Consider the following 23187-nt stretch of genomic DNA (forward strand, 5'->3'; position numbering starts at 1 on the left):
TATTCCGTCACCAAAACTCCTCTTTCAACCTTTTCCAAACCGCCGTTCGCGTCGTTTGGGAGTGCAAATATCTCCCTTTTATTTCTTCTGACAAGGAGAAGTTTAAACTTTTCCAACAAAAGTTGCTAACCTATTGATCAGTAAGGAGAAAAATTTGCAACCAAATAATCAGTAAATACCATACCGAGATTATCATTTTAAAAATGAATTATTTTTTGATAATCGGTATTTAAAAAATAATATTTTGATTTACACTATTACCCCTCAATATCTAAAGCTTGGAAGTGGTGCATAGTACTTTTTTCGTGGGTCTTTTGAAGAGAATACATATCTAAATGAAACCTCATGTGCTCCCCCAGTACTCCGCTGTCCAAATCTGGAAACAGTAAAATCATAACTATAGCCAATCTCCAATCCAGACTCCAAACTTATTCCAAGCAACCCAATTATAGACTCATTATTTGGAAGGGAGTACTTAGTAGGTACTCCCCGATACCAAAAACCAAGTACTAAAGGTTCGAAAAATAATTCTGCGCCAAAATCTAATTGGGAAAACTGCCCTTGCGACTTATAATTGAATGCCAAAGCAATGGACCGTTCTTGATCTGTATTGTTAAAAAAATCATTGATGTCACCAGGGGCCAGGTCAAATCTAATACCTCCATGAGCAGAATACTTAAAAGGAAGCTGATTTCCCTCTACGATAAGGTAGCTGATTTGTGGAGTCAGCAAATGAAATGCTGAAATACCAAGCCAAATTTTCTCGTTGTAGAACAACAAACCTGAACCAAGATCTAAGGCTGATTGACTGGCTTCTCCCTCAAACCCGTCTCCCGGTTCGCCAATTATAGTGCCTCGGTTAATATCTAATTGAGTACCCAGAATCACATCATCAAACAAGGCGTTGCGAGAAACAAAACTAGCTTGGGTACCCGCATGCAGAAAACTGGTTTCCCCGAGCCTCAATCTATAGCTATAAACCAATCCCAACTCATAATTCTGACTTTGGGTAAAAGATTCTTTCGCTCCATTAATCAAAATACCAATTCCCGAATTATACTTTTCTGAAAAGTGATCCAAGTAAGCTGAATAAGCGATAAAGCTTTGATCTAAGGCGGGCCATTGTGTTCGGAAATTAGCACCAACTCGCGTAAGTCCTGTTGCGCCTGAAAAAGCTGGGTTTAAATAAAGGGGATTTGCATAAAACTGTGAATACTGGACATCTTGGCCTAACGATACTGTTCCTATGAAAGAAAACACAATCAAAAAAACTATTCTAAGCATCACCTTATCAGTTTAAATTTGCCAGCCTCCATCACTTTCTCCCCATCTATAGCAGTAGCATTAAACTTGAAAAAGTAAAAACCTGCATCAAGTAATTCCCCGTTCAAATCCCCATCCCACCCCTCTGTCATAAGATCATCTGTACGGAAAATCAGCTCGCCCCAATTATTGAAAATCATAAACTCGAGCTCTGCGATTCCTTTATACTTTGGCACAAAAGTTTTGTTAAGCCCATCCAATGGCGTAAAACCAGTTGGAAACATAACTCGGTAACTTCTGGTAATTTCGACTAGCTTGGTTACCATTTGGCTACATCCATATTGATCAAAAATGGTCAAGACGACTTCAAAAGCTCCCTTCTTTCCAAAAACATGAATAGGATTCTTTTCATTTGAAGAAGCCCCATCCCCAAAATCCCATTCCCAATTGACTGCTCTGGAGTCCGAAAGATCTGTGAACTGGATGGGATCGTCTGGGAAAACCCCACCCTCTTCATCCCCTTTGATATCCGTTCCTTCGACTACAAAATCAAAATTTGCTTCAAGTGGTTGGTCAAGAATTATTACTTCTAACTGCGATGAATCATTGTAGCATTCCAAATCTTTGAATTTCACAAAAAGCTCAAAGACCCCGGAGATACTCACATTTTTTAGTGCTTCATTCTCGTATTCCAATCCTTGCCCTCTTAAAAGGTAATCGAAAGAAGTCAAGTCAAAATCTGAAATAGAGGTGGTAACATCTACCGATTGACCGGGAGTACAGCCTACAGTAGGGTTAGTTATAATGATTGGAGGGATTTCAGGGTAATCAACTTTGATGGTATTGGATTTCGCCGGACAGTTCTTTCGGTTGTATCCCACGATCTGGTATTCCCCAGCTTCGGATACTATAAAAAAGCTTTGCACTGCTTCTTCCACTAATTCCCCATTTCGGTACCATTCGAAACGGAAATAAGCTTCCTCTCCCAATCCAGTCAAAGACACTTCTTCTCCCTGGCAAAGTCTTAATTCTCCTTCTGGACTTTCACTATCTCCAGTAACTCGGAGGCTTATCGGCTCAGGGGATTCTTGAATTGTCAATGTCATGGAATTGCCTGAGGAGCTTTTCCCGTAGGAATCTGTCAGCGTGTAGAAAACAGTTACCTGCTGATCAGCAAATCCAGGATTAGGAAAAAAAGTGAAATCCCCTCCTACATCCCCTGCCCGAAAAGTACCCTGAGGAAGTTCCAGTACTCTATTTTCTTCTCTGCATTTAGCTTGTGAACAAATGTCCTCTGACTCTTCTTCAATATCTTCCAGAGAAGCATAAAACTGCAAACAACGGATTACGCTGTTTTCATTTGGTAAAACTACTTGCTCATCTGTGATAAAATAGGTGTTTTCCTGCCCCTCGCATGAGGCAATTTCATCAAAGTCTACCCCTTTTGGCTCCTGTAAAGCTTCATCATTTGAAACTTCTACGACCAGATTTTTAATTTCATGATAATTGGTAAAGCCACCAGTAGAGGCAGCAAATCCTATTTTTAAATTTTTTGGAGCAGGAAAATCATAGGGTCTATCAAATATGGTTACCATCCTTGGCTGACCTTGAGCAGTGGTCACCATCATTCGCAAGGTTACAAAATAGCCGGTTTTGTCAGGCTTAGGCTGAAGCTCTAAAAATACTTTTCGATATCCTGGCTGATTTGGATCGGTTACTCGTTGTGTCCCTACTCCTCCTGAACTTATTGGAAATTGACCTCCGGGATTAAGTCCGTCATTTCCGGTTGACATGGTTTTCCTTCCTACTAAAAAGGCATATCCTGAAGTTCCATTTCCTGGTCCACGGATTACTACTGCGTCAGGAACCAAATCTGTCCCTGCACCTGCAAATCCTCCTACTTTATTTTCTGCGGTGTTTCCAAAATTCCCAAATTCATCAAAACCGATTCCAATATAACCCCTGGATAAGCCTGGATCGTTATCTTTTTGAGCGTAGCCAAGTGAACCACCAAATCCACCTGGACTGAATACTGGCACATCGGCATCAAAAAGAAAGAAGGAGATCCCATCAGCTCTTCTCAAAACATCTCCACCATAACTGAAATATTCAAATGAGGCTTTGATCCCAAACGCTGAAGGAAAAGGAATATCAATGTAGACATAACCACGTTGGTTAGTTTGGTTTTCTGTCAATCGAAGGACCCCATCTATTAAGCGGGCGTTTCCACCAAATACAGTCGCCTCCTGAACCGTCGTCCCATCAAATGGCTCGCAATACGGAAAACCAACCTGCCCAAAAGAATTTTGAAACAGAAAAAGAAACAGAAGACAAAAAAGCGATATAGACCGCATGGTTTAATCAGTTGAGTATCGATATAATCAAAAATATACTTAGAAACTTAAGGACACAAAAAAGCCCTTCATTTTTAGATGAAAGGCTCTGTTTATTTTTATCTCAAGATAGTCTGTTCTCGATCCGGCCCGATCGAAACAAGCTTTATCGGCACATTAAGCTGCTCTTCTAAGAAAGAAACATAATCTTTCAGTTCAATCGGAAAATTATCGTAGTCTCTTATTCCTTTGAGCGAAGTGTTCCAGCCTTTCATTGCCTTATAAACTGGCTTTACATCTAAATCCGAAATCTCAAAACTTAAACGATCTATTCGCTCTCCAGTCGGCAGCTCATAATGTGTACATATTTTGATCTCCTCAAAGATATTCAACACATCACCTTTCATCATGAAAAGTTGTGTTACGTCATTGATCATGATTGAATATCTCAAAGCCGGCAGATCCAACCATCCGCATCTTCTAGGTCGACCTGTTGTACTTCCAAATTCGTTTCCTTCTTTTCGCATGGCTTCTCCGGTCTCGTCAAAAAGCTCAGTTGGAAAAGGTCCGCTTCCTACTCGAGTGCAATAGGCTTTGAAAATCCCGAAGACTTCTCCGATTTTAGAAGGCGCTACCCCCAAACCAGTACAAGCTCCTGCAGTCATTGTCGTGCTACTCGTTACAAATGGATAAGAGCCAAAATCGATATCCAACAAAGAACCTTGAGCTCCCTCCGCTAATATTCTCTTATTAGATGCTAAGGCATCATTTACCACATATTCACTATCAATCAAATTCAAAGTCTTGAAAAACTCAACCGCAGCAAAGAACTGCTCTTCCATCTCAGCCAATACGTCGAGAGGATGATTGTAAAATGAAAGAATGGTTTTATGCTTCTCAACTAGAGCTTGATATTTATCTTTAAAGTCCGGACTTAGAATATCCCCAACACGCAGTGCCGATCTTCCAATTTTATCCTGGTAAGTAGGTCCAATTCCTTTTAATGTCGAGCCAATTTTCTTGTCTCCTTTTGAAGTTTCAAGAGCGGCATCTAGTAATTTATGAGTAGGAATGATTATGGTGGCTTTCTTAGAGATCACCAAGTTTTTCATATAGTCAATGGAAAACTTACCTAAACCATCAATCTCTTTTTTGAGAATGATTGGATCAAGAACTACTCCATTACCAATAATATTTAAGATTTGAGAGCGAAAAATTCCCGAAGGAATTTGATGCAAAACATGCTTAATTCCGTCAAATTCAAGGGTATGCCCAGCATTCGGACCTCCCTGAAATCGTGCTACGATCTCATATTTTGGAGCTAAAACATCTACTATTTTTCCTTTTCCTTCATCTCCCCACTGGAGACCCAGAAGTACATCCATCTTCATTTGATGTTCGGTCTATTCGGTTACACTAGTCTTTTTGAAGCGTGAAATTTGCGATAAGCCCATAGAAAACCAAGAGAAAGATTGTAATTATTTCGAACGGTTGAGATTTAGGTAGTAATAATACATGACGTCCTCTTCAGGTTGGGTTTTCGCCCGAAGCATCAGTCCAAATGGAGTGATCAGATATTGGGGACGTAAATCTGAATTTAATGACGATAGGTCAAACTCTTTTAGCTTCTCGAATGAATCACTGAAAACTTCTAAAAATATAGGAGCATTGGCTTGTTCTTCACCACCATATTCGCCCTTTACAAACCTGATGAATTTATTATGATCCTTGAGAAAGGATATCGGCCCAAAACGAACTTCTTTATTCCACAATTTCAACAGCTCAAACGAATCTACATCGACTGACTCATTTCCAAAATGTTTGGGAGGATTTCTTTTTAATGGGAAAAAATTGGAATTGGAAGTGAAAATCTGATGATTTTCAGATTCTAAATCATAGACTAAAAAGTCGCTAAACGAAGGATAACTAACGATTAGCTTTCTGTCAACTATACTCAACTGCGGATGATCATCTCCCAAAAGGGTCAAGCCCCCAGTTCTAACTTTAAACCTTAGATTAAAAAAATTAGCTGAATCCAAATTTATAGGTAAAATAAACATAGAGTCTAAGTCGGGTTTGTAACCCATCACAGAAATTTGGTCGTCTTCGACATAAACCAGATATCCTGTATCGGTCTTCTTGTCATAAGCATTAAATTCTGGAGAAAAGGAAGTACTGTTTACAGAAATACCGGGATATTTCAGATTTCCAAACACTCCGTATTCATGCATAAATTTACTTTGGACTGTTCCAGTACTTTTCTCTTTCCTGAAAAACTGTTGAGCATTCATGAAAATCACATGATTCTCAGCGGTAAAAAACGAGAAAATTGTCCCTACCCCTTCAGGACCTTCCATAGGGATAAAATCTCCCTCTTTAATCCATGCCGAATCCTGAGAGATAAAAATACTATCGAGTGAGTGAACGACATCATTGAAGATGACACCTTTATTTTGTGAGGAGTCAAGTGAAACTGACCTAAAAAAATCCGGAATTAACCCACTCTCTCCAATATGGAATTTCTTTCGATCAGATATTTCCAAAAAAATATCCTGCTCGAAAGATTGTCTTTCTGAACAGGATATCAGGATTAAAAGAAATCCAATTAAGCTAAGCTTGCTTTTTAAAATCATCTACCGAATCAAAGACGGTGAAAATATTATTCAACTTAGTAATTATCAATAATTTCTTTACATGCTCTGAAGGTGCTGTGAGGTAAACTTCTCCCCCAGCATTTCTCATTTTAGTAAGCATGGTGATCAAGAGACCTATTCCACTGGAACTGATGTATCTCACCTCGCTTAGGTCAATTACAAAAGTTTTCGCACCATCCAGTATCGCATCAGAAACGATTTCCACCAATTTTGGCCCAACTTCGTCTCCAATCAAATCACCTTGAATGAAAAGATAGTTGGCAAGTTCGTCCTTGCTTGAATTGTAGGTCAGTTTCATGTGTTTATAATTTTTCTATTTGGCCACATGGAATCTCGCATTGTTGATTATCAAAAGGGTGTGTGACTTTTGATTCATGCTCGATTTCATGATGTTTTCGCTTTTTTGTTTTCACAAGATTCATTGTTGCAGTTCCCATACAAAATGAGTGAATGGTGTAGCACTTTGAAGTTTAAAATCTCTCCTACGGTATTTTGGATATTTTGGATGCGAGGATCGCAAAATTCTAAGACTTCATTACAAGTGACACAGATTAAATGATCGTGTTGCTTATACCCATAGGACTTTTCGAACTGAGCCAAGTTCTTTCCAAATTGGTGCTTGGTAACCAAGTCGCATTCCACCAAAAGGTCTAAGGTATTGTAAACAGTTGCGCGGCTGACGCGGTAATTCTTGTTTTTCATACTGATGTAGAGAGACTCCACATCAAAATGCCCGCTACGAGTATAGATTTCCTCTAATATTGCGTAGCGCTCGGGAGTTTTTCTAAGTTTCTGGGTTTCAAGATAAGCTGTAAAAATCTTCTTGACCTCTTCAAAATGGGTGATATTTAATGGCATTTTCTGCGATTTTTTCCAAATATAACTCTACTAACTTATAAAAGATTCAACTTTAGTAATCAAACCTGGAAACCTTTAGAACTCCTTCTACTTCGGAAAGATTTGACATGAGCTTATCTAGGTGGGTTGTACTATTTACGTAAAGTTTGATAGTCCCTTCAAAGATTCCTGCATCTGAGTCTACCGTGATAGATCGCATGTTTACTTTTAATTCACTGGAAATCACTTTTGTGACATCGTTAATCAATCCTACCCTATCCGTACCTACAATCCGTAAGCCAGCAAGGAATGCTATTTCTTTTTGACTGGTCCACCTTGCTTTGATTACCCGATTACCATGATTAGAAAGTAATTCTAGGGCATTTGGACAAGACGTTCGATGAATTTTGATCCCTTCATTTACGGTTACAAATCCAAAAACCTCATCTCCTGGGATAGGATTGCAACATTTAGCCAAAATATAATCTACTACATCCATATCCTCGCCAATCAGTAATTGATCGTGGTCTGGACCTTTTAGGCTTTTAATTTCTCTGGTAAAGGAAGATTCGTCCCTTACTTTGTCCTGCGAGGGTTTGCTTTGACTCTTTTGGGCATCTTTAAAATCTTTAAAGGATTTGATTAAAGTAGGGTCAATTACACCTTTACCTACCCTGTAGTAAAATTCATTTGCAGTTTTGAGTTCGAAGAATGCTCTGAGTTTTTCCACATTTTCAGAGTTGAACTCCATCTTCATTTGTTTCAATTTTCGCTGAACAATCTCTTTCCCGTCCAAAATAGAAGATTTCTTTTCTTCTCGAATAGCGTCCTTTATTTTGGCTTTGGCACGAGAGGTCACTACTTGATTCAACCAATCCTCAGTGGGCTTTTGCTTATTTGAAGTAAGGATTTCTACCTGATCTCCATTTTTCAGTTTGTGAGAAATCGGGACCAACCTTTGATTCACTTTGGCACCAATACATTTAGCTCCTACTTGCGTGTGGATTTCAAATGCAAAATCCAATGCCGTAGAGCCAAAAGGCAGGACCTTCAACTCCCCTTTTGGCGTAAAGACAAAGACTTCTTCATGGAATAGATTTCCTCGAAAATCATCCATGAATTCGATCGCATTACCCTCATTTGACTCTAAAAGCCCTCTTACCTGAGTAATCCAATCATCCAAACCTGTTGGCGCCTTTGAGCTATCTTTTTCTTTGTATTTCCAATGAGCCGCATATCCACGTTCTGCAATTTCATCCATTCGGGATGTACGTATCTGTACTTCGACCCATTGACCGGTATTACTCATCACAGTCGTATGTAATGATTCATATCCATTGGAACGAGGAGTGCTGATCCAATCTCTCAACCTATCAGGGTTGGGGCGATAAAAATCAGTGACTATCGAATAGACTTGCCAGCAATCGGCTTTTTCATGTTCTAAGTCACTTTCAAGAATAATTCGAACCGCAAAGAGATCATAGACTTCTTCGAAAGGAATACCCTGCTTTTTCATTTTATTGAAAATAGAGTACACTGATTTTGGTCTCCCTTTGATTACAAATTTTAATCCTTGCCTATGAAGCTCTTCTTCCAAAGGCTGGATAAAAGCCTTGATGAATTTATTACGATAAGATTTTGATTCATTTATCTTATGTACAATTTCTTTATAAGTATTTGGATCTGTGTATTTCAAGTACAAATCTTCCAGCTCAGATTTGATAGAGTATAGACCTAGTCGATGCGCAAGAGGGGCATAAAGGTACATGGTCTCAGAAGCGATTTTAAGTTGCTTATGCCTGGGCATGCTCCCTAGTGTACGCATATTGTTGAGCCGATCTGCCAGCTTGATCAAAATCACTCGCACATCATCAGATAGCGTGAGCAGCATTTTTCGGAAGTTTTCTGCTTGTTGGGAACTTCCGTAATCAAAAACTCCGGATATCTTAGTCAGTCCATCAATAATGGTCATGACCTTATACCCAAATTCTCGTTCAATATCCTCCAACTCCCAATCTGTATCTTCTACTACGTCATGAAGGAGCGCTGCAACTATTGATGTGGTCCCAAGGCCTATCTCCTCGACACAGACTAGGGCGACTTCCAAAGGATGATAGATATAGGGCTCTCCCGATTTTCTACGCATATCCTTATGGGCTTCCATAGAAATATTAAAGGCTCTTTTGATCAGTTTTGCATCTCCCTCCTTTAAAAAGGGTTTCGCCTGCCTAAGCAATCTCCGGTATCTTTTGAGTATTTCTTTACGTTCTTCTTCTAAATCCACTTGAATCATACCTGAGAAATTTAATATAAAATTAGGGTCAAAGGCTAAATTTTTAAAATTCTTAATAATTATTTTCGACAGGTCCTTGCAAAATAATTATTAGCACTTACCTTTGCATCCACAATCTGAAAACAGAGAAGAAAAGTCTTCCCAATTATGGTTTCAGATGAACTGCGGATGTGGCGAAATTGGTAGACGCACTAGACTTAGGATCTAGCGCCGCGAGGCATGGGGGTTCGAGTCCCTCTATCCGCACGATTACCGAACCCTCAATCACTAGACTGTTTACAGAAAAGTGATTGGGGGTTTTTAGTTAAACTTCATTTTAAATTTTAGAGCCTTGGAAATCACACTAGACAAGCATTCAGCAAATCAAGCTTCAATTAAAATTAAATTATCCGAAGCAGATTACCAACCTAAGGTAGAGGCAAAACTTAAGGATTATGCCAAAAAAGCCAACATCAAAGGGTTCAGACCGGGAAAAGCTCCGATCTCTATGGTAAAAAACATGTATGGCACTTCTGTTTTGGTAGAAGAAATCAATACCATACTTGGTGAATCGCTCAATAACTACATCAAAGAGCAAACTTTTAAGATCCTTGGGGATCCACTTCCAGTAGCGCAAAATGAAACTCAAATCGATTGGAAAACCCAAAAAGATTTTGATTTCGAGTACAAAATAGGATTTGTAGAAAACATCTCCCTGCCGCTTGACAAGATCAATGCGACAAAATATAGTATAAAAGTTGATGATAAATTGGTCAATGAAACTTTGGAAAACCTTGTTTCTCAATATGGTAACAGTACAAATCCAGAAGTAAGCGAAGCTACTGATTCAATCTATGGAGATTTAAAGTGTGAGGCTGCTGATTTTTCAAAGTCACTTTCATTGGATCTAACTAAAATCACTAAGAAACTTGCAAGTAAATTCACCGGAGTAAGCAAAGATGCTGTGATTGAATTTGAAGATAAGGATATCAAAAAAGGACAGTGGGAAGAGGCGTTTGGATTGGAAGAGGAAGAAGCTTCAAAATTGGAAGGAACTTTAACTTTCACTATAAAAAACATCAACAGAACTGAGAAAGCTGAAATGAACCAAGAGTTCTTTGACAAGATTTTCGGTCCTGGTGTAGTTTCATCTGAAGAAGAATTCATCGCTAAAGTAAAAGAAACACTTCAAGGAAATTATGATCGCGAATCCAAAGTGTTTACAGAGGAAGAATTGAAAAAAGTTCTTACTGAAAATGCCAAAATAGATTTACCTGAAGATTTCTTGAAAGAGTGGCTTTTAGAAGCTAACAAAGGAAAAGTGACTCAGGAAGATGTTGATAAAGAATTCCCTCTTTATGCAAAGCAATTGACTTGGTCCTTGATATCCAATTTCCTTGCAACTGAAAACAAGATTCAAGCTGAGCATCAGGATGTGTTGGATAAAACCAAGCAAATGGTAAGAGAGCAGTTTGCTTCTTCCGGTTTGGGATCTCAAATGGAAGACAGTATGGACATGTTTGTAGACAATTACCTGAAAGGTGAAGAAGGTCAGAACTATATGAATATGCTTACTTCAGTTCAAAATGATAAAGTCCTTTCTTTTGTACAGGATAGCATCAAACTCAGCGAAAAAGAAATAAGCATTGATGAGTTTAAGGAACTTTTAGAAAATTAATTCGCTTAAATCAACAGAAAAAAGTCCTTATTTAAGGGCTTTTTTTATTTTTGCTTACTACAACTACTTGAAAGATGATCAACAAAGAAGAATTCAGAAAATACGCCATTCACAATCAAGGCGTCAGCGGAACAGCTTTTGACCAATATACTCAGCATATTGAAAACATGACCCGTTCAGTGATCGAGGAGCGCCCTCAAAATTTTAGAGAAATCGATGTTTTCTCTCGCTTGATCATGGACAGAATCATTTTCTTAGGAACAGGGATTGATGACCATGTTGCCAACATCATCGTTGCACAACTTTTATTCCTTGAATCTGTAGATTCTAAAAAAGATGTCTTGCTGTATGTAAATAGCCCAGGAGGATCTGTAACCGCAGGTCTTGGAATCTATGACACGATGCAATATATCGGTCCTGATGTAGCTACAATCTGTACCGGTATCGCGGCCTCTATGGGAGCAGTTTTACTAGCTGGCGGTGCAAAGGAGAAAAGATCTGCATTAAAGCATGCTAGAGTAATGATCCATCAGCCATCAGGGGGAATGCAAGGACAATCCAGAGATATGGAAATATCACTTAAATTAATCTTGTCTATGCGTCAGGAATTATATCAGATTTTAGCTGATCATACTGGAAAATCTTTTGATGAAATCGAGCGTGATTCAGATAGAGATTATTGGTTAAAAGCTCCTGAAGCAAAGGAGTATGGATTAATTGATGAAGTTTTAGTAAAAAAACCAATATAATGGCTCAAGTAACCTGCTCGTTTTGCGGCAGAAACAAAAAAGATGTTGATTTAATGGTGTCGGGTATTTCTGCCCACATCTGTAATCACTGCATCGAACAAGCTCATCTAATCTTAGGAGAGGAAGAGAAAACCGTAAAACCTGGTGTAAAACCAAAAATTAAACTCAAAAAACCTAAGGAACTTACCTCCTATTTGGATCAATATGTTATCGGCCAAGAAGATGCGAAAAAAGTTCTAACCGTAGCTGTCTACAACCATTATAAGCGTCTTTTTCAAAAGGATGAAAAAGATGAGGTGAAGATTGAAAAGTCGAATATCATCATGGTGGGCGATACGGGTACAGGAAAGACTTATCTGGCAAAGACGCTAGCAAAAACCTTGGAAGTGCCTTTTTGCATAGCCGATGCAACTGTTCTAACTGAGGCTGGCTATGTTGGAGAAGATGTCGAAAGCATACTTACAAGATTGCTTCAAGCAGCTGACTACAATGTAGAAGCAGCCGAAAAGGGAATCGTTTACATCGATGAGTTGGATAAAGTTGCCAGAAAGTCAGACAATCCATCTATCACTCGGGATGTTAGTGGCGAGGGAGTACAGCAAGCTTTATTGAAGCTATTGGAAGGGACTGTAGTGAACGTTCCCCCACAAGGCGGGAGAAAGCATCCCGATCAAAAAATGATTGCTGTGAACACAGAGAATATTCTTTTCATCTGCGGTGGTGCCTTTGACGGAATTACCCGTCATATTGGAAAGCGATTGAATACTCAGCCGATGGGCTTCAGTAAAAATACAGGTGCAATAGAAGCTGATCGAGAGAATCTACTTCAATATGTCACTGCCCAAGATTTAAAGGCATTTGGATTAATTCCTGAACTGATTGGAAGACTCCCTGTTTTGACACATTTGGATCCATTGGATAGCAGCGCGCTAAAGCAAATCCTAACCGAACCAAAAAATGCTTTGGTAAAGCAGTACACCAAACTTTTAAAAATGGAAGATGTGGATCTTAAATTTGAGGAAAGTGGAATTGATTTCATCGTGGAGAAAGCCGTGGAATACAACCTTGGGGCAAGAGGGCTACGTTCGATTTGCGAAGCTATAATCACTGACGCGATGTATGAACTTCCCTCGGACGATTCCGTGAAGGAACTCGTGATCGATGAAGCATATGCAAAAAGTAAGTTTGATAAATCGAAATTTAAGCGACTTCAGGTAGCATAACTTACGAATCATAAACAAAACATAGCTCGGCAGATTAATTTTTGTCGAGCTATTTTATTTTGAAGAAAATACTAAAGTCATTATAGATTCAGCATGCAGATGAAATTTCTCCGGTTCTATTTCAATAGGTTCTAGATTCGAATTTTCATTCGTTAGATATGCTTTCAAAGTGGTGTTTTTTTCAGAGTAACCCTCAAGTGAAACACCTAAAATCTCTGAATTAGAATTAATTAAAACCAAGACAATTTCTTTACTTTTTGGGTCTTGGAAACCAGAGGCAAATATCTTTTCCTGATTTGCAACTGACATTTCGACTCCAATTCTCTCAAACCCTGGACGGATAAATCTGCTAAAATTACCCAAAGCCCAAAGCATTTTACTTTCATAGAAGTTTCCATCCTCTTTATTTTTATCGATATAGATCAGGCCATCTTTATAATTATACGGTGAAACCGCAATCCACCAATTCCAAGCAGATGCGTTTGAAAAGGTAAGATCTTGATGAATTACTCTTGCCAAATACAGCGCAGAAGTCATCCCCAAATCTCTTTCATTCCCATTGATCTCTCCCTCGTTTCCACCGAGAATACAATATTCAGACATCCAGTACGCGAGCCCCGGAATAGATGAAATTTCATTTGAAAGCTTTACTCTTAAATCTGATGAAGCATCAATTGGACTTGTAGTAAAATAACTATGCCCTGAAATCGCCATTGAAACATGATTTAAATCTCCTAGATAATTGGGAGATGACTTATCAAAAAATGTTTTTATCTGCTCACCTCTACTAGGCTTATCCGCCTTTTCAAATAAGTAATTGATTTTCCCTGCTTCAGCTATATCAATTTTAGCCTTGATATTATTTTCTTCTAATGATTCATTGAGAGTCTTCACAAGGCTTACAATCTCACTATTCAAATAGGGACTCCCCTCCTGTCCTCCATCTGACCAATCCCATTGAGGCTCGTTGACTGGACTAATATATGTTGGCTCTAAGCCTAACTGATTCAAACCTAAGAAAACCGAACTGATATAATTTGCAAAATCCTTTGATTTACTTTCATCTAAATTTGATTTCCCATCACTAGAATAAGCTTTTCTATTTTTCGTGAATTGAATGGGAGGACTATTTGAGAACAACAGCAATTTTTCAACCCCACTTTCCTTTGCTGCCTTTGCAAACCAAACTTGGCCAGCAGCCTTCTTCATATCAATATTTCCATTTGTGCCAATAAAGGATTCCGCTCTTCTCCACTCATCTTTAATACCGCTAGCCGCTCCTTGTTCAGCACTTCCAGCCCCCAAATTGAATCGCCACATTGACAATCCAATCCCATTGGGTTTGCCGTTTTCCATTTCTTTACTGAAAAGCAAGTTTGCTATTGCTTCTCTCTTGGTATCCGGCCAATTTCCAACAAATTGAATTGACCAAGCATCTGATGCTCCAAAATGATCAATCGTCTGAAATCCAATCTCTGGTTTCAATTTAATTCTTACGGATTGCGGATCACTCGATTGGGGAAAGCAATTAATCGATAAAAATAGAAGTACAGAAAAGAAAATATTTTGAAAAAAGCGAGATAGGATCATTAATAAAAATAGCAAATGGCCCTTAAAAATTCTCAATTCATCATTCTAAATCACATATTCTTTAAGATAATGAGTTCAAAATCAATTCAGCTGCATTTTTTGAAGCAGAAGTTTCTCCCAATTTCTCTTTTATCAAATCGTAACCCTGAAGCATTTGGCCTTTGTAAACCTGATTGGAAAGAATCATGGTCAATTCATTCTTTAAGTTCTCTACAGAAAAATCTCTTTGTATTAACTCTTTTACCACTTCTCTCTCTGCAATCAGATTTACAAGAGAAATATAGGGTACACGAATCAAATTCTTGGCAATAGCATAGGATACTGTACTAGTCCTATACACTACAATCTGCGGCACTCTAAATAAAGCCGTCTCTAAAGTGGCGGTGCCCGAAGTAACTACTGCAGCAATAGCATGAGATAAAAGATCATAAGTCTGGTCAAAAATCACCCTGATACCTGCATCTATTCCTCGCTGGTAAATCTCAGTGCCGAGATCATGTAGTCCGGCAATGACAAATTGAGCATTGGGAAATTCTTTTACCAATGCTATCATTTTATCAAGCATTGCATTTATTTCTTGAGGTCTACTTCCAGGAAGTAAAGCAACAATAGGTTGATAGCCTATTTCATTTTTTTGAAAAAAGAATTCATGAGGTCTAAACTTCTTGATTTCATCAAAAAGTGGATTTCCAACATATTGAACTTTCATTTCATACTTTTCGAAGTAAGCAGGTTCAAATGGGAGAATAGAATAAATATGATCTGTAGAAGCTTTGAGTTTTAAAGCTCTTTTTTGGTTCCAAGCCCAAACTTTTGGAGGAATATAATAATGAACAGGAATATTTAATTCTTTTACAAATGCTGCAATTCTCATATTAAAACCTCCATAATCCACCAATATAATTGCATCAGGTCTAAAAGTACTGATATCATTCTTTATCAATCGAAGGTATTTAAGCACTTTTCTAAAGCCCAAGACAACCTCTAAAAATCCCATCAGAGCTACTTCCGAATAATCTACAAGCAGATCAACACCTGCCTCAGCAGAGTAACTCCCACCCATTCCTCTGAACGAAAGAGTTTCATCCAATTCTTTCATGGCCAATACAAGATTGGAAGCGTGAAGGTCTCCGGAACGCTCTCCGGATATGATATAGATATTTTTCGGACTCAAAACTTTCTTATTGGTTCTACAGATTGGATTTTAAAGCTAATAAAAAAGAGCAGGTGACATGCCCCTGCTCTTATTCTTATATCCTTTTTCTTTCTTAAAAGGGACTATTCTCCCAAGTACTCCACAAAATTCCTTGGAGTTTCGTAAAGTGTCAATTTATACAATTTTCCATTTGGGGTGATTTCTTTGATGGCTGGCTCCAATATTTTCCAAAACTCCATTACCAAATTTTCACAGCTTGCTAACTTCCCAAACATGAAATCTACATCCAAATTCAAGTTTTTATGATCTACACGATCAATTACTAATGATTTGATTACGTTACTCAGTTTCTTGAGATCTACCACAAAACCAGTCTCTGGATCCGGAATGCCTTTAACAGTGACTATCAATTCAAAATTATGGCCATGCCAGTTGACATTAGCACAAGGTCCAAAAACCTCAATATTCTTCTCCTCAGACCACTTTGGATTCCAGAGCTTATGTGCCGCGTTGAAATGTTCCTTTCTACTAACGTAAATCATTACTTTTTCAAATTGGCTGCAAAGTTATGGAAAAGAAAATAGATTTAGAATTTCTCCTTTGAAATACACTTCATGAAAAGCCCATGACGAGCGACCGACTTACAGGGGAATAATTATTCAGGGCATTCTCCCGATTCTCGGGACAGGCTATATGACCATTAAAAAAACAATTTTAAACAGATGAAATCGAGCATGATGCAAGCGACACACACTGGGATGATTATTAACCAAACGAGATTCCTCCCGATAGCTATCGGGATGACCTATAAAAACAAATTATAAACACATGAAAAAGCCTGATTAAAAAATCAGGCTTTTTGACTAGGCTTCATTAAGCTTTTGAAAGAAAATAACCATATGATCCTCTCGGCCTAAATCTAGTTTATTATCCTTAACTATAGCTTTTCCTTTTTCTTGATCTTCTTCTCTTAAGGATTTGATCAAATTATTTGTTCTTGTTCGAACAGATTCCACATTTTCATCGGAATCTATTAAATAATAAGTTTCTTCAAAGACAAACATCCTTCCGGGAGTAGGTGCGTAACTGTTTTTAGGTGGAGTTACTAGATCAGAATAGAATCTTCTAATCAGAGTGTACTTACTTCCTTCAGCAATTACATTTACAAAATCCTTAGGACCAACACCGGGCACAAAATCAAATCCCTTTTTTACCAAAAGGCGAGTCAACATCCCTGGAGTACCATTAGCCAATAGAATAGAAGGCCTTTCTAAAATGGCATATTCTACATAATCTTTATTCAAAAAGATTTTGTTACCAGCCTCGTTGATGACTTCTAATTCATTATCATGAACATTAAACTTGTAGGCTACATTCTCTTTTAATCCGGCATTGGTAGTACCAATATCAGCACGAGCCCACTCGTCGAAAAGATATGGCGATCCGTCTATTTCAGTATATGAAGTGATTCGAGCAGGAGCTCCATTCATATCTATATTTGAGATTTGTGCAACTGCAAGTTGAGAACAAAACAGCCCTCCAACTAATAAGATTTTTTTCATTTTAGTACTTAATTACTTTTTTGTGTAAAGTTAAATTGTTGGTATTAATCTTCAGGATATACAATCCGGCAGGACCGGTCATTGTCATCTCCATATTTAATTCTTCTTCTGACTTATTTGCCTCTTGAGACAGATACACACGACCCGCTAAATCTATAAGCTGCAACTGAATCTCGCCTCTATAGCTATTGGAAATGGTAATATTCAGCTTATCTGCAGTTGGTATCGGCCCAACAAATATTCCAAATCGGCTTAATTCCGCCTCTTGATCTGGAATCGCAGAAATCACTGTAGGTTCAGAAATCCGATTACAACTATCGTCAAATATTGCTACTTGATATAGTCCATCACCTGTAGCTTCAAAAGATCTATTTGTCGCTCCTTGAATCTTGGCCCCATTGAGATACCACTGATAGGACGAACCTGGTTGTTGAGATGTAAGTACATTTCCATTAGCAACGATAGTAGGCTTTAGAAGATTATTCTCTACAACTGTTACCTTTTGATCAAATTCTGTTATTCCAGATGAATTAGAAATAGTCAATTTAACGATGTACTCTCCAGGTTGATCAAAAACAAAAATAGGGTTTTGATCAGTTGAGGTACCCTTACCACCGAAATCCCATAGATAAGTTGAGATAGCACCTTCACTTAAGTTCTCAAATTCCGAAGCAGCACCTACGCAACTAAATCTGGAATTGAAATTAGCAAAAAGTACATCATCACAATTCTGAGCTAACCATCCAGTTGAATTTGAAATAGATGCACTAGTGCCAAGATTAATTATCGAGGCCCCTTCATGATCTACACTGGAAACATTGAGATTTTCAAAGCAATATTTCTTATACAATTCATGAATTAGTTTACCTTTTCCTGAAGCAGAAAGTAAAGCTTTAGAAGCGGCAGTAGCCTCAACAGAAATAGAATTTAAAACTGTAATTGATCCACTTTGATCTAAATTCAATTCTGATCCAGCGCCTAAGAATAAATCTTCGACCTCAGCAGCGGCAATTTTCAGAGTCATTTTTCCAGATAGGATCTCAAGATTCCTGAAACCTCCAGATAAAACATTTAATTCACCAGACTCAATTTTAAGATTCGAAAAGTCTGTGTTAGAATTATTATCAAATTGGCCGGTTTGACCACTAAATGCGAGATTAACCCCCTCTTTCATGGTAGAATTACTGGAAATAGTCAAATTATTTTCAAACTCAATTTCCTCAAGAGTGCCGGAAAGATTTGATGAAGAAGAAAGCGAAAGAGAATTTAGGTTCAATTGAGGAAACCCAATTTTCAGGTTTGCATTGGAAACTGACACTTGGTCTAATTTTTCAGCTTCTAGTAATTGCCAAGTTCCTGATGAAAATTCTAATTCCACATTATCAAAAATCGCTTTTCCAAGCTCAACTAACTGATCATTTATGGTGGAATTGGTAAAGACAATTTTACCATTCTTAATGTCAGTAATTTGATTACTTACTCTAAACCCGTTAGAAACCACGATTTCATTTCCTTTTAGATCGAAAGTAACTAATTGATTACCAAAAAGATTAACACTAAACGCATTAGCATCGGCAGGGAAATTTACCAAAATGGAACCTGCACTTGCCCCTTCGAATACAACTCTACTTCCCGCAGAAGGAATCCTATTTGCAGCAGGTCCATTAGAAGAAGTTGACCAGTTGGATGGATTATTCCAGTTTCCACCTGATGCACCTATCCAATACAAGGTTTCATCGGCTCCATCAGCAGTTCCTGCCTTCAACACAAAGGAAAAATCCTGAACTCCATTTTTCAATTCCCCCTTGTGCGTAACTCTCACTTTATAACGCTGAGGTTTTGGATTAGGAATATAAATCTGCTCTACATTATCTCTAAAGTTATCTTTGTTGGTCTCCGCCTTTGCAGAAAGACTTAAAGATGGATCTAGCGTATAAGGGAAAAATGTATTTCCCTGCTCATCAATGATTCTTAAGTCCAAATCATTTACAAGCATTAAGTTCTGAGGATTTACAGAAGGTGAAGTAGGATTTCCAGATGGATCAGTCCATGCTATGGAAATTCTAATCGGAGTGACTCCATCTGAAATAAATTCATTTTCAAAAGCAGTTCCTTGTGCAAGTTTTTCTTCACGAATCACGTCTGAGCTTCCATTCTCATTCAAAATAATTTCAGCAGCTCCTTTGGTATTTAGAAGCCCCCATCCATATACATAGTCTGGACCTGGATTATTTCCCGCTTCTTTTGTGGTATTTATCATTAGGGCTTTTAATGTCGAGGCCCACATATATCTACCTGAATTTCTTTCAGAATACAATTGTTGAAGCAACAAGAGTGATCCGGTTACGTTTGGTGAAGCCATGGAAGTACCACTAAGAGAAGCATAGGAATCAGTGGCGCCACCATCAGCAATAGCAGAACTAAAAACATTAACTCCCATTCCGACGACATCAGGTTTTATTCTTCCATCATCCACTGGGCCCACGCTGGAAAAACTACTAATCGCAACGTCCTGAGGCCCGGTATATTCATTGATATTATTTATTGCCCCTACAGTAATGACATTTTTCGCAACTCCTTCAGGTCCAATGTTGTCATCTGGGCCATCTGGATTCCGAGATCCATCTCCTGAATCATCTCGGTCATTACCCGCTGCCCATACAACAGTATAATAAGGTTTAGCAAAAATCAAATCATCCAATCCTTTACTCTTACTACTGTAAAAACCAAACCTATATTCTTCATTTGGATCAACGGAAGCATTACCAGCCCATACCCAAGCATTACTGGAATTTCGATACCAACCCAGGACGATTCCATAAGAGTGATTGGAAACTAGGTGCCCATTAGTTTTTGTAATCGGATCATAAGCATTCACGTTCATTTTGGAAAGGTCACTTTCCCAATTAAAAGCCCAACCAGTAGCTTCGCTTGCCATTCCTTTTGCATTTGCATTGACCCCTCCTGCCATAATAGTCCCTGAGACGTGAGTCGCGTGATTACTAATAGTTTCTGTAGAACCATCTACTTGCGTAAGCCTACCTTGAAACTCCACATGATCAGGCTTAGGGCGGGTTTGGTCATATATTCCCACAGTCATTCCTTTACCGGTAAGATTTAGACCTAAGCTTCCTCCTTGCTGAAGGGCATTGGTGGATGTCGTGATAGCAGCTCGAGTATTAAAAATAGTGTAGTAAACCGGAGCATTTGACTCATCAAAAAAATTGAGCTCAGCAATCTCTCCGTTTTCTAACTTAAGTAAATAAGGAATCCCCAATTGAGAAGCTTTCTGCTTCATAGCTTCTTTATTCAGAATAAAAGAAGGGAAATTTGTATTAAAGTTCTTTGATATAGTACTCCTCTCTTTTTCAAGGGAAGGAGAATTAACTATTTGTTGTGCGTTTAAAAAACCAAAGCTTAAGCCTAATAGCCAAATCGTAAATATTAATCTCATCAAATTTTTATCTATATACTGACATACAAGTTACCAACGCTTTAAAATTAATTAAAGTTTAAAAAAAAGAGGGCTATAAAAGCCCTCTTTTAAATAAAACTTAAGAGAATTTAAACTTTGGTTAGAACCACAGTTCCACCATCTCCCCAAGTATTTGACCAAGTAATGGTAATTGTTTTATCATCGTTTACAACACCTGAAATAGTAAACGGATCTTGATACTGATCTTGATTAGATGCAGCACCAGTAAGGACATTACAATTATCTCTGATGGTTCCAGTTGGTCTAGCATCATTGTAAATGCCAGGATACATTCCAAAAGACATATCGCTCATTGTATATGAGCCAGTACCAGCAACAGCAAAAGACATAGTGCTAGCAGATGCTATCACGAAATCAGTTGCAGTCTGTCTAGGCCCACCTGCTCCATCACCTGTCTGAAGATACTCCCAGAATACGGAGTATGTTCCAGCTAATTCTGAAGGACAGATTACGCGAATAGCTACTTTTAATGAGCCATAGTTGGATGAAACTTCAGCACCAGTGGCACTTGAAATTTTCAAAACCAGATCCGGTCTTTCGGATGGATCGATATTTCCAGTCAATACAGTGATTGGTAAGTTGGTGATAAACTCACCTGCACCAATGGTAATTGATTTAGAATCCAATCTGTAGTGAACCCCTTCCACAGCAGTGGAAGTAGGGTCAGCCTCTATATTCACAGTTACAGCAGAAGCACCTGATGTAGATACTCTGTTGACTTGAACATTTAATACATCAGTCTGAGAAGCAGTCAATCTTACATAAGATTGGGTCAATCCATTTGGTAGATTTGCCGCATTAAACTCAACCTGATTCCCGTCGAAGAAGGTATCAACACCTTGATCTTCAAAACAAGCAGTGGTTGTCAGCGTAGCGACAAGCATTGCTAGGAAAATATATATTTTATTACTTTTCATTATTTTTTCCGGTTTTAGTTATAACCTGGGTTGTCTACCAACAGCTCATTTAATTGTATCTGATCCTGAGGAAGAGGAGCAAGAAGTCTGTAATCCGAATAAGGTACAGGCTCATTATTTCCATGCTTCGTGATAGTAAGCCCATTTCTTTTTAAATCGAACCATCTATGTCCTTCAACAGCAAATTCAAGTCTTCTTTCAGTCATAATTCGATTGAATAGAGCATCTCCAGACAAGCCAGCATCTACTGCCGCTAAACCTCTGTTAGTTCTCAATGCATTCAAATCTGATCTTGCTCCAGCAGCATCATTGGTTCTGAATCTGGCTTCTGCTCTGATTAGATAAAGCTCTGCAGCTCTAATAATCGGAAGATTCTCTAGGAAATCACCTTTGGTACCTAACCACTTGTTAGATCTGTAAACTGTACCTGAAGCACCAGAACGAGTAGTTTCAGTCCAAGTATTTCTTCGCACATCTCCAGTCTCGTAAGTTGCAAGCAATTCATTCGATGCAGTTACAATAAACTGTGCACTGTTGAATACATTGGCTGTAAGTGTACACATGGAGTTATTCACACCATCTACAGTTGACCAATCCACTGATCTGATTTCAACCTCAAAAAGAGATTCAGGATTAGGATAAGTAGAGAAGCCTGATACATAATTCTCAGGAGTAGCTAGACCAGTACCATCGTTAGCAAGGCCAAAAGTAGCCATTGCCTGAGATGCCATAGCCGCAGCCTCAGCAAACTTTGAATCATATAAGTAAACTCGTGCAAGAAGTGCTTCAGCAGCTCCTTTGGTTACTCTATAAATACCAGCTGTACCTTTAGCAGCAGTTGGAAGCAATCCAATTGCAGTATTCAAGTCAGACTCAATCAGATCATATACTTGTCTGTTTGTAGATCTAGCTTTGAAGTCTGCATCCGAGAAACCCAATGTTGGTTCAGTTCTGATAATTACTGAATTGTTCCAACCGTTCACTTCTTTTCCTGGCTCATATCCATAGACTTTAGCCATATCGAAATAGTATAGGGATCTTAAGAATAGTGCCTCGCCCTTAATTCGATTCTTTCTAGCCGCATCACCATCAATTTCATCAATGCCAGCGATTACGATATTAGTCTGGTTGATGGAACCATAATTACCCCAAAGTCCGATATGCGCTCTGTCTGCATTTACTTCTTGACCAATATATCGGCCTGTATTTGCGATAATTCTTAGATTATCCGCCATAATTTCAGGCGCGATCATCAAAGTTTGTCCATAATTCCCGAAACCTCTTGCACCACCATAAGCGGCAGCCAATACAGACTCATACCCATTAATATCAGATAATGCTGTCTGCGGTGTTAAACTTTGTCTTGGCTCGGTATCCAATAAATCTGAGCAAGAAGCCAGAGATAAGACGGATCCAAGCGCTATAATTTTTATATAATTTTTCATTCCTATTTCTAA

At 38.4% G+C, this 23187-nt stretch carries 17 protein-coding genes and 1 tRNA gene; 4 read left to right on the forward strand and 14 right to left on the reverse strand.

Annotated elements, in window-relative coordinates:
- Positions 1 to 264: 264 nt before the first annotated feature.
- The 7 genes from BVC88_RS04405 to BVC88_RS04435 all read right to left on the reverse strand — a co-directional run bounded on the left by BVC88_RS04405 (position 265) and on the right by BVC88_RS04435 (position 9380).
- The gene (locus tag BVC88_RS04405) at positions 265 to 1284 is read right to left on the reverse strand and encodes a PorP/SprF family type IX secretion system membrane protein (protein ID WP_075349459.1); all 1020 of its coding nucleotides are present in this window, start codon (positions 1282 to 1284) and stop codon (positions 265 to 267) included.
- Positions 1284 to 3617 (reverse strand): PKD domain-containing protein, encoded by a 2334-nt coding sequence (locus BVC88_RS04410; RefSeq protein ID WP_075349460.1) that lies wholly within the window; start codon positions 3615 to 3617, stop codon positions 1284 to 1286. Before BVC88_RS04410 ends, BVC88_RS04405 begins: the two co-directional genes overlap by 1 nt.
- A gap of 98 nt (positions 3618 to 3715) precedes the next feature.
- A complete protein-coding gene (locus tag BVC88_RS04415; protein WP_075349461.1) occupies positions 3716 to 4987 on the reverse strand; it encodes an adenylosuccinate synthase in 1272 nt (423 codons plus the stop codon).
- An 87-nt stretch (positions 4988 to 5074) separates the two neighbouring features.
- On the reverse strand, positions 5075 to 6229 hold the full coding sequence (locus BVC88_RS04420) for a hypothetical protein (protein WP_075349462.1): 1155 nt from the start codon (positions 6227 to 6229) through the stop codon (positions 5075 to 5077).
- A complete protein-coding gene (locus BVC88_RS04425) occupies positions 6207 to 6548 on the reverse strand; it encodes an STAS domain-containing protein (protein ID WP_075349463.1) in 342 nt (113 codons plus the stop codon). The genes BVC88_RS04420 and BVC88_RS04425 overlap by 23 nt, the downstream gene beginning before the upstream one ends.
- Positions 6549 to 6634: 86 nt before the next feature.
- Complete coding sequence (locus tag BVC88_RS04430) at positions 6635 to 7108, reverse strand: Fur family transcriptional regulator (protein ID WP_075349464.1); 474 nt, start codon at positions 7106 to 7108, stop codon at positions 6635 to 6637.
- A gap of 52 nt (positions 7109 to 7160) precedes the next feature.
- Positions 7161 to 9380 (reverse strand): RelA/SpoT family protein, encoded by a 2220-nt coding sequence (locus BVC88_RS04435; protein WP_075349465.1) that lies wholly within the window; start codon positions 9378 to 9380, stop codon positions 7161 to 7163.
- A gap of 164 nt (positions 9381 to 9544) precedes the next feature.
- On the opposite strand from BVC88_RS04435, the gene BVC88_RS04440 reads away from it, so the two are divergent.
- The 4 genes from BVC88_RS04440 to clpX all read left to right on the forward strand — a co-directional run bounded on the left by BVC88_RS04440 (position 9545) and on the right by clpX (position 13009).
- Positions 9545 to 9626: transfer RNA gene (locus BVC88_RS04440), tRNA-Leu, on the forward strand.
- Positions 9627 to 9711: 85 nt separating this feature from the next.
- Entirely contained in the window at positions 9712 to 11037 is a 1326-nt protein-coding gene (locus tag BVC88_RS04445; protein ID WP_075349466.1) for a trigger factor, read from the forward strand.
- A gap of 74 nt (positions 11038 to 11111) precedes the next feature.
- A complete protein-coding gene (locus BVC88_RS04450) occupies positions 11112 to 11786 on the forward strand; it encodes a ClpP family protease (protein WP_075349467.1) in 675 nt (224 codons plus the stop codon).
- The gene (gene clpX, locus BVC88_RS04455) at positions 11786 to 13009 is read left to right on the forward strand and encodes an ATP-dependent Clp protease ATP-binding subunit ClpX (protein ID WP_075349468.1); all 1224 of its coding nucleotides are present in this window, start codon (positions 11786 to 11788) and stop codon (positions 13007 to 13009) included. Before BVC88_RS04450 ends, clpX begins: the two co-directional genes overlap by 1 nt.
- A gap of 54 nt (positions 13010 to 13063) precedes the next feature.
- Here the strand turns inward: clpX and BVC88_RS04460 are convergent, their stop codons facing one another.
- From BVC88_RS04460 to BVC88_RS04490, 7 genes are all read right to left on the reverse strand, one after another.
- Positions 13064 to 14494: a glycoside hydrolase gene (locus BVC88_RS04460; RefSeq protein ID WP_245803592.1), complete on the reverse strand. Its 1431-nt coding sequence runs from the start codon at positions 14492 to 14494 to the stop codon at positions 13064 to 13066.
- Between the two features lie 166 nt (positions 14495 to 14660).
- Positions 14661 to 15773 (reverse strand): lipid-A-disaccharide synthase, encoded by a 1113-nt coding sequence (lpxB, locus tag BVC88_RS04465; RefSeq protein WP_245803593.1) that lies wholly within the window; start codon positions 15771 to 15773, stop codon positions 14661 to 14663.
- A 104-nt stretch (positions 15774 to 15877) separates the two neighbouring features.
- Positions 15878 to 16297, reverse strand: coding sequence for a 6-pyruvoyl trahydropterin synthase family protein (locus tag BVC88_RS04470; protein WP_075349470.1), 420 nt, complete (start codon positions 16295 to 16297; stop codon positions 15878 to 15880).
- A 321-nt stretch (positions 16298 to 16618) separates the two neighbouring features.
- The gene (locus BVC88_RS04475; RefSeq protein WP_075349471.1) at positions 16619 to 17317 is read right to left on the reverse strand and encodes a hypothetical protein; all 699 of its coding nucleotides are present in this window, start codon (positions 17315 to 17317) and stop codon (positions 16619 to 16621) included.
- 1 nt (position 17318) lies between these two features.
- Entirely contained in the window at positions 17319 to 20615 is a 3297-nt protein-coding gene (locus BVC88_RS04480) for a S8 family serine peptidase (protein ID WP_175574373.1), read from the reverse strand.
- A gap of 266 nt (positions 20616 to 20881) precedes the next feature.
- A complete protein-coding gene (locus tag BVC88_RS04485) occupies positions 20882 to 21730 on the reverse strand; it encodes a hypothetical protein (protein WP_139316526.1) in 849 nt (282 codons plus the stop codon).
- 14 nt (positions 21731 to 21744) lie between these two features.
- Positions 21745 to 23175, reverse strand: coding sequence for a RagB/SusD family nutrient uptake outer membrane protein (locus BVC88_RS04490; protein WP_075349474.1), 1431 nt, complete (start codon positions 23173 to 23175; stop codon positions 21745 to 21747).
- Positions 23176 to 23187 lie beyond the last annotated feature (12 nt).

Origin of the sequence: Algoriphagus marinus (assembly GCF_001936475.1) — a bacterium.
Lineage (GTDB): Bacteria > Bacteroidota > Bacteroidia > Cytophagales > Cyclobacteriaceae > Algoriphagus > Algoriphagus marinus.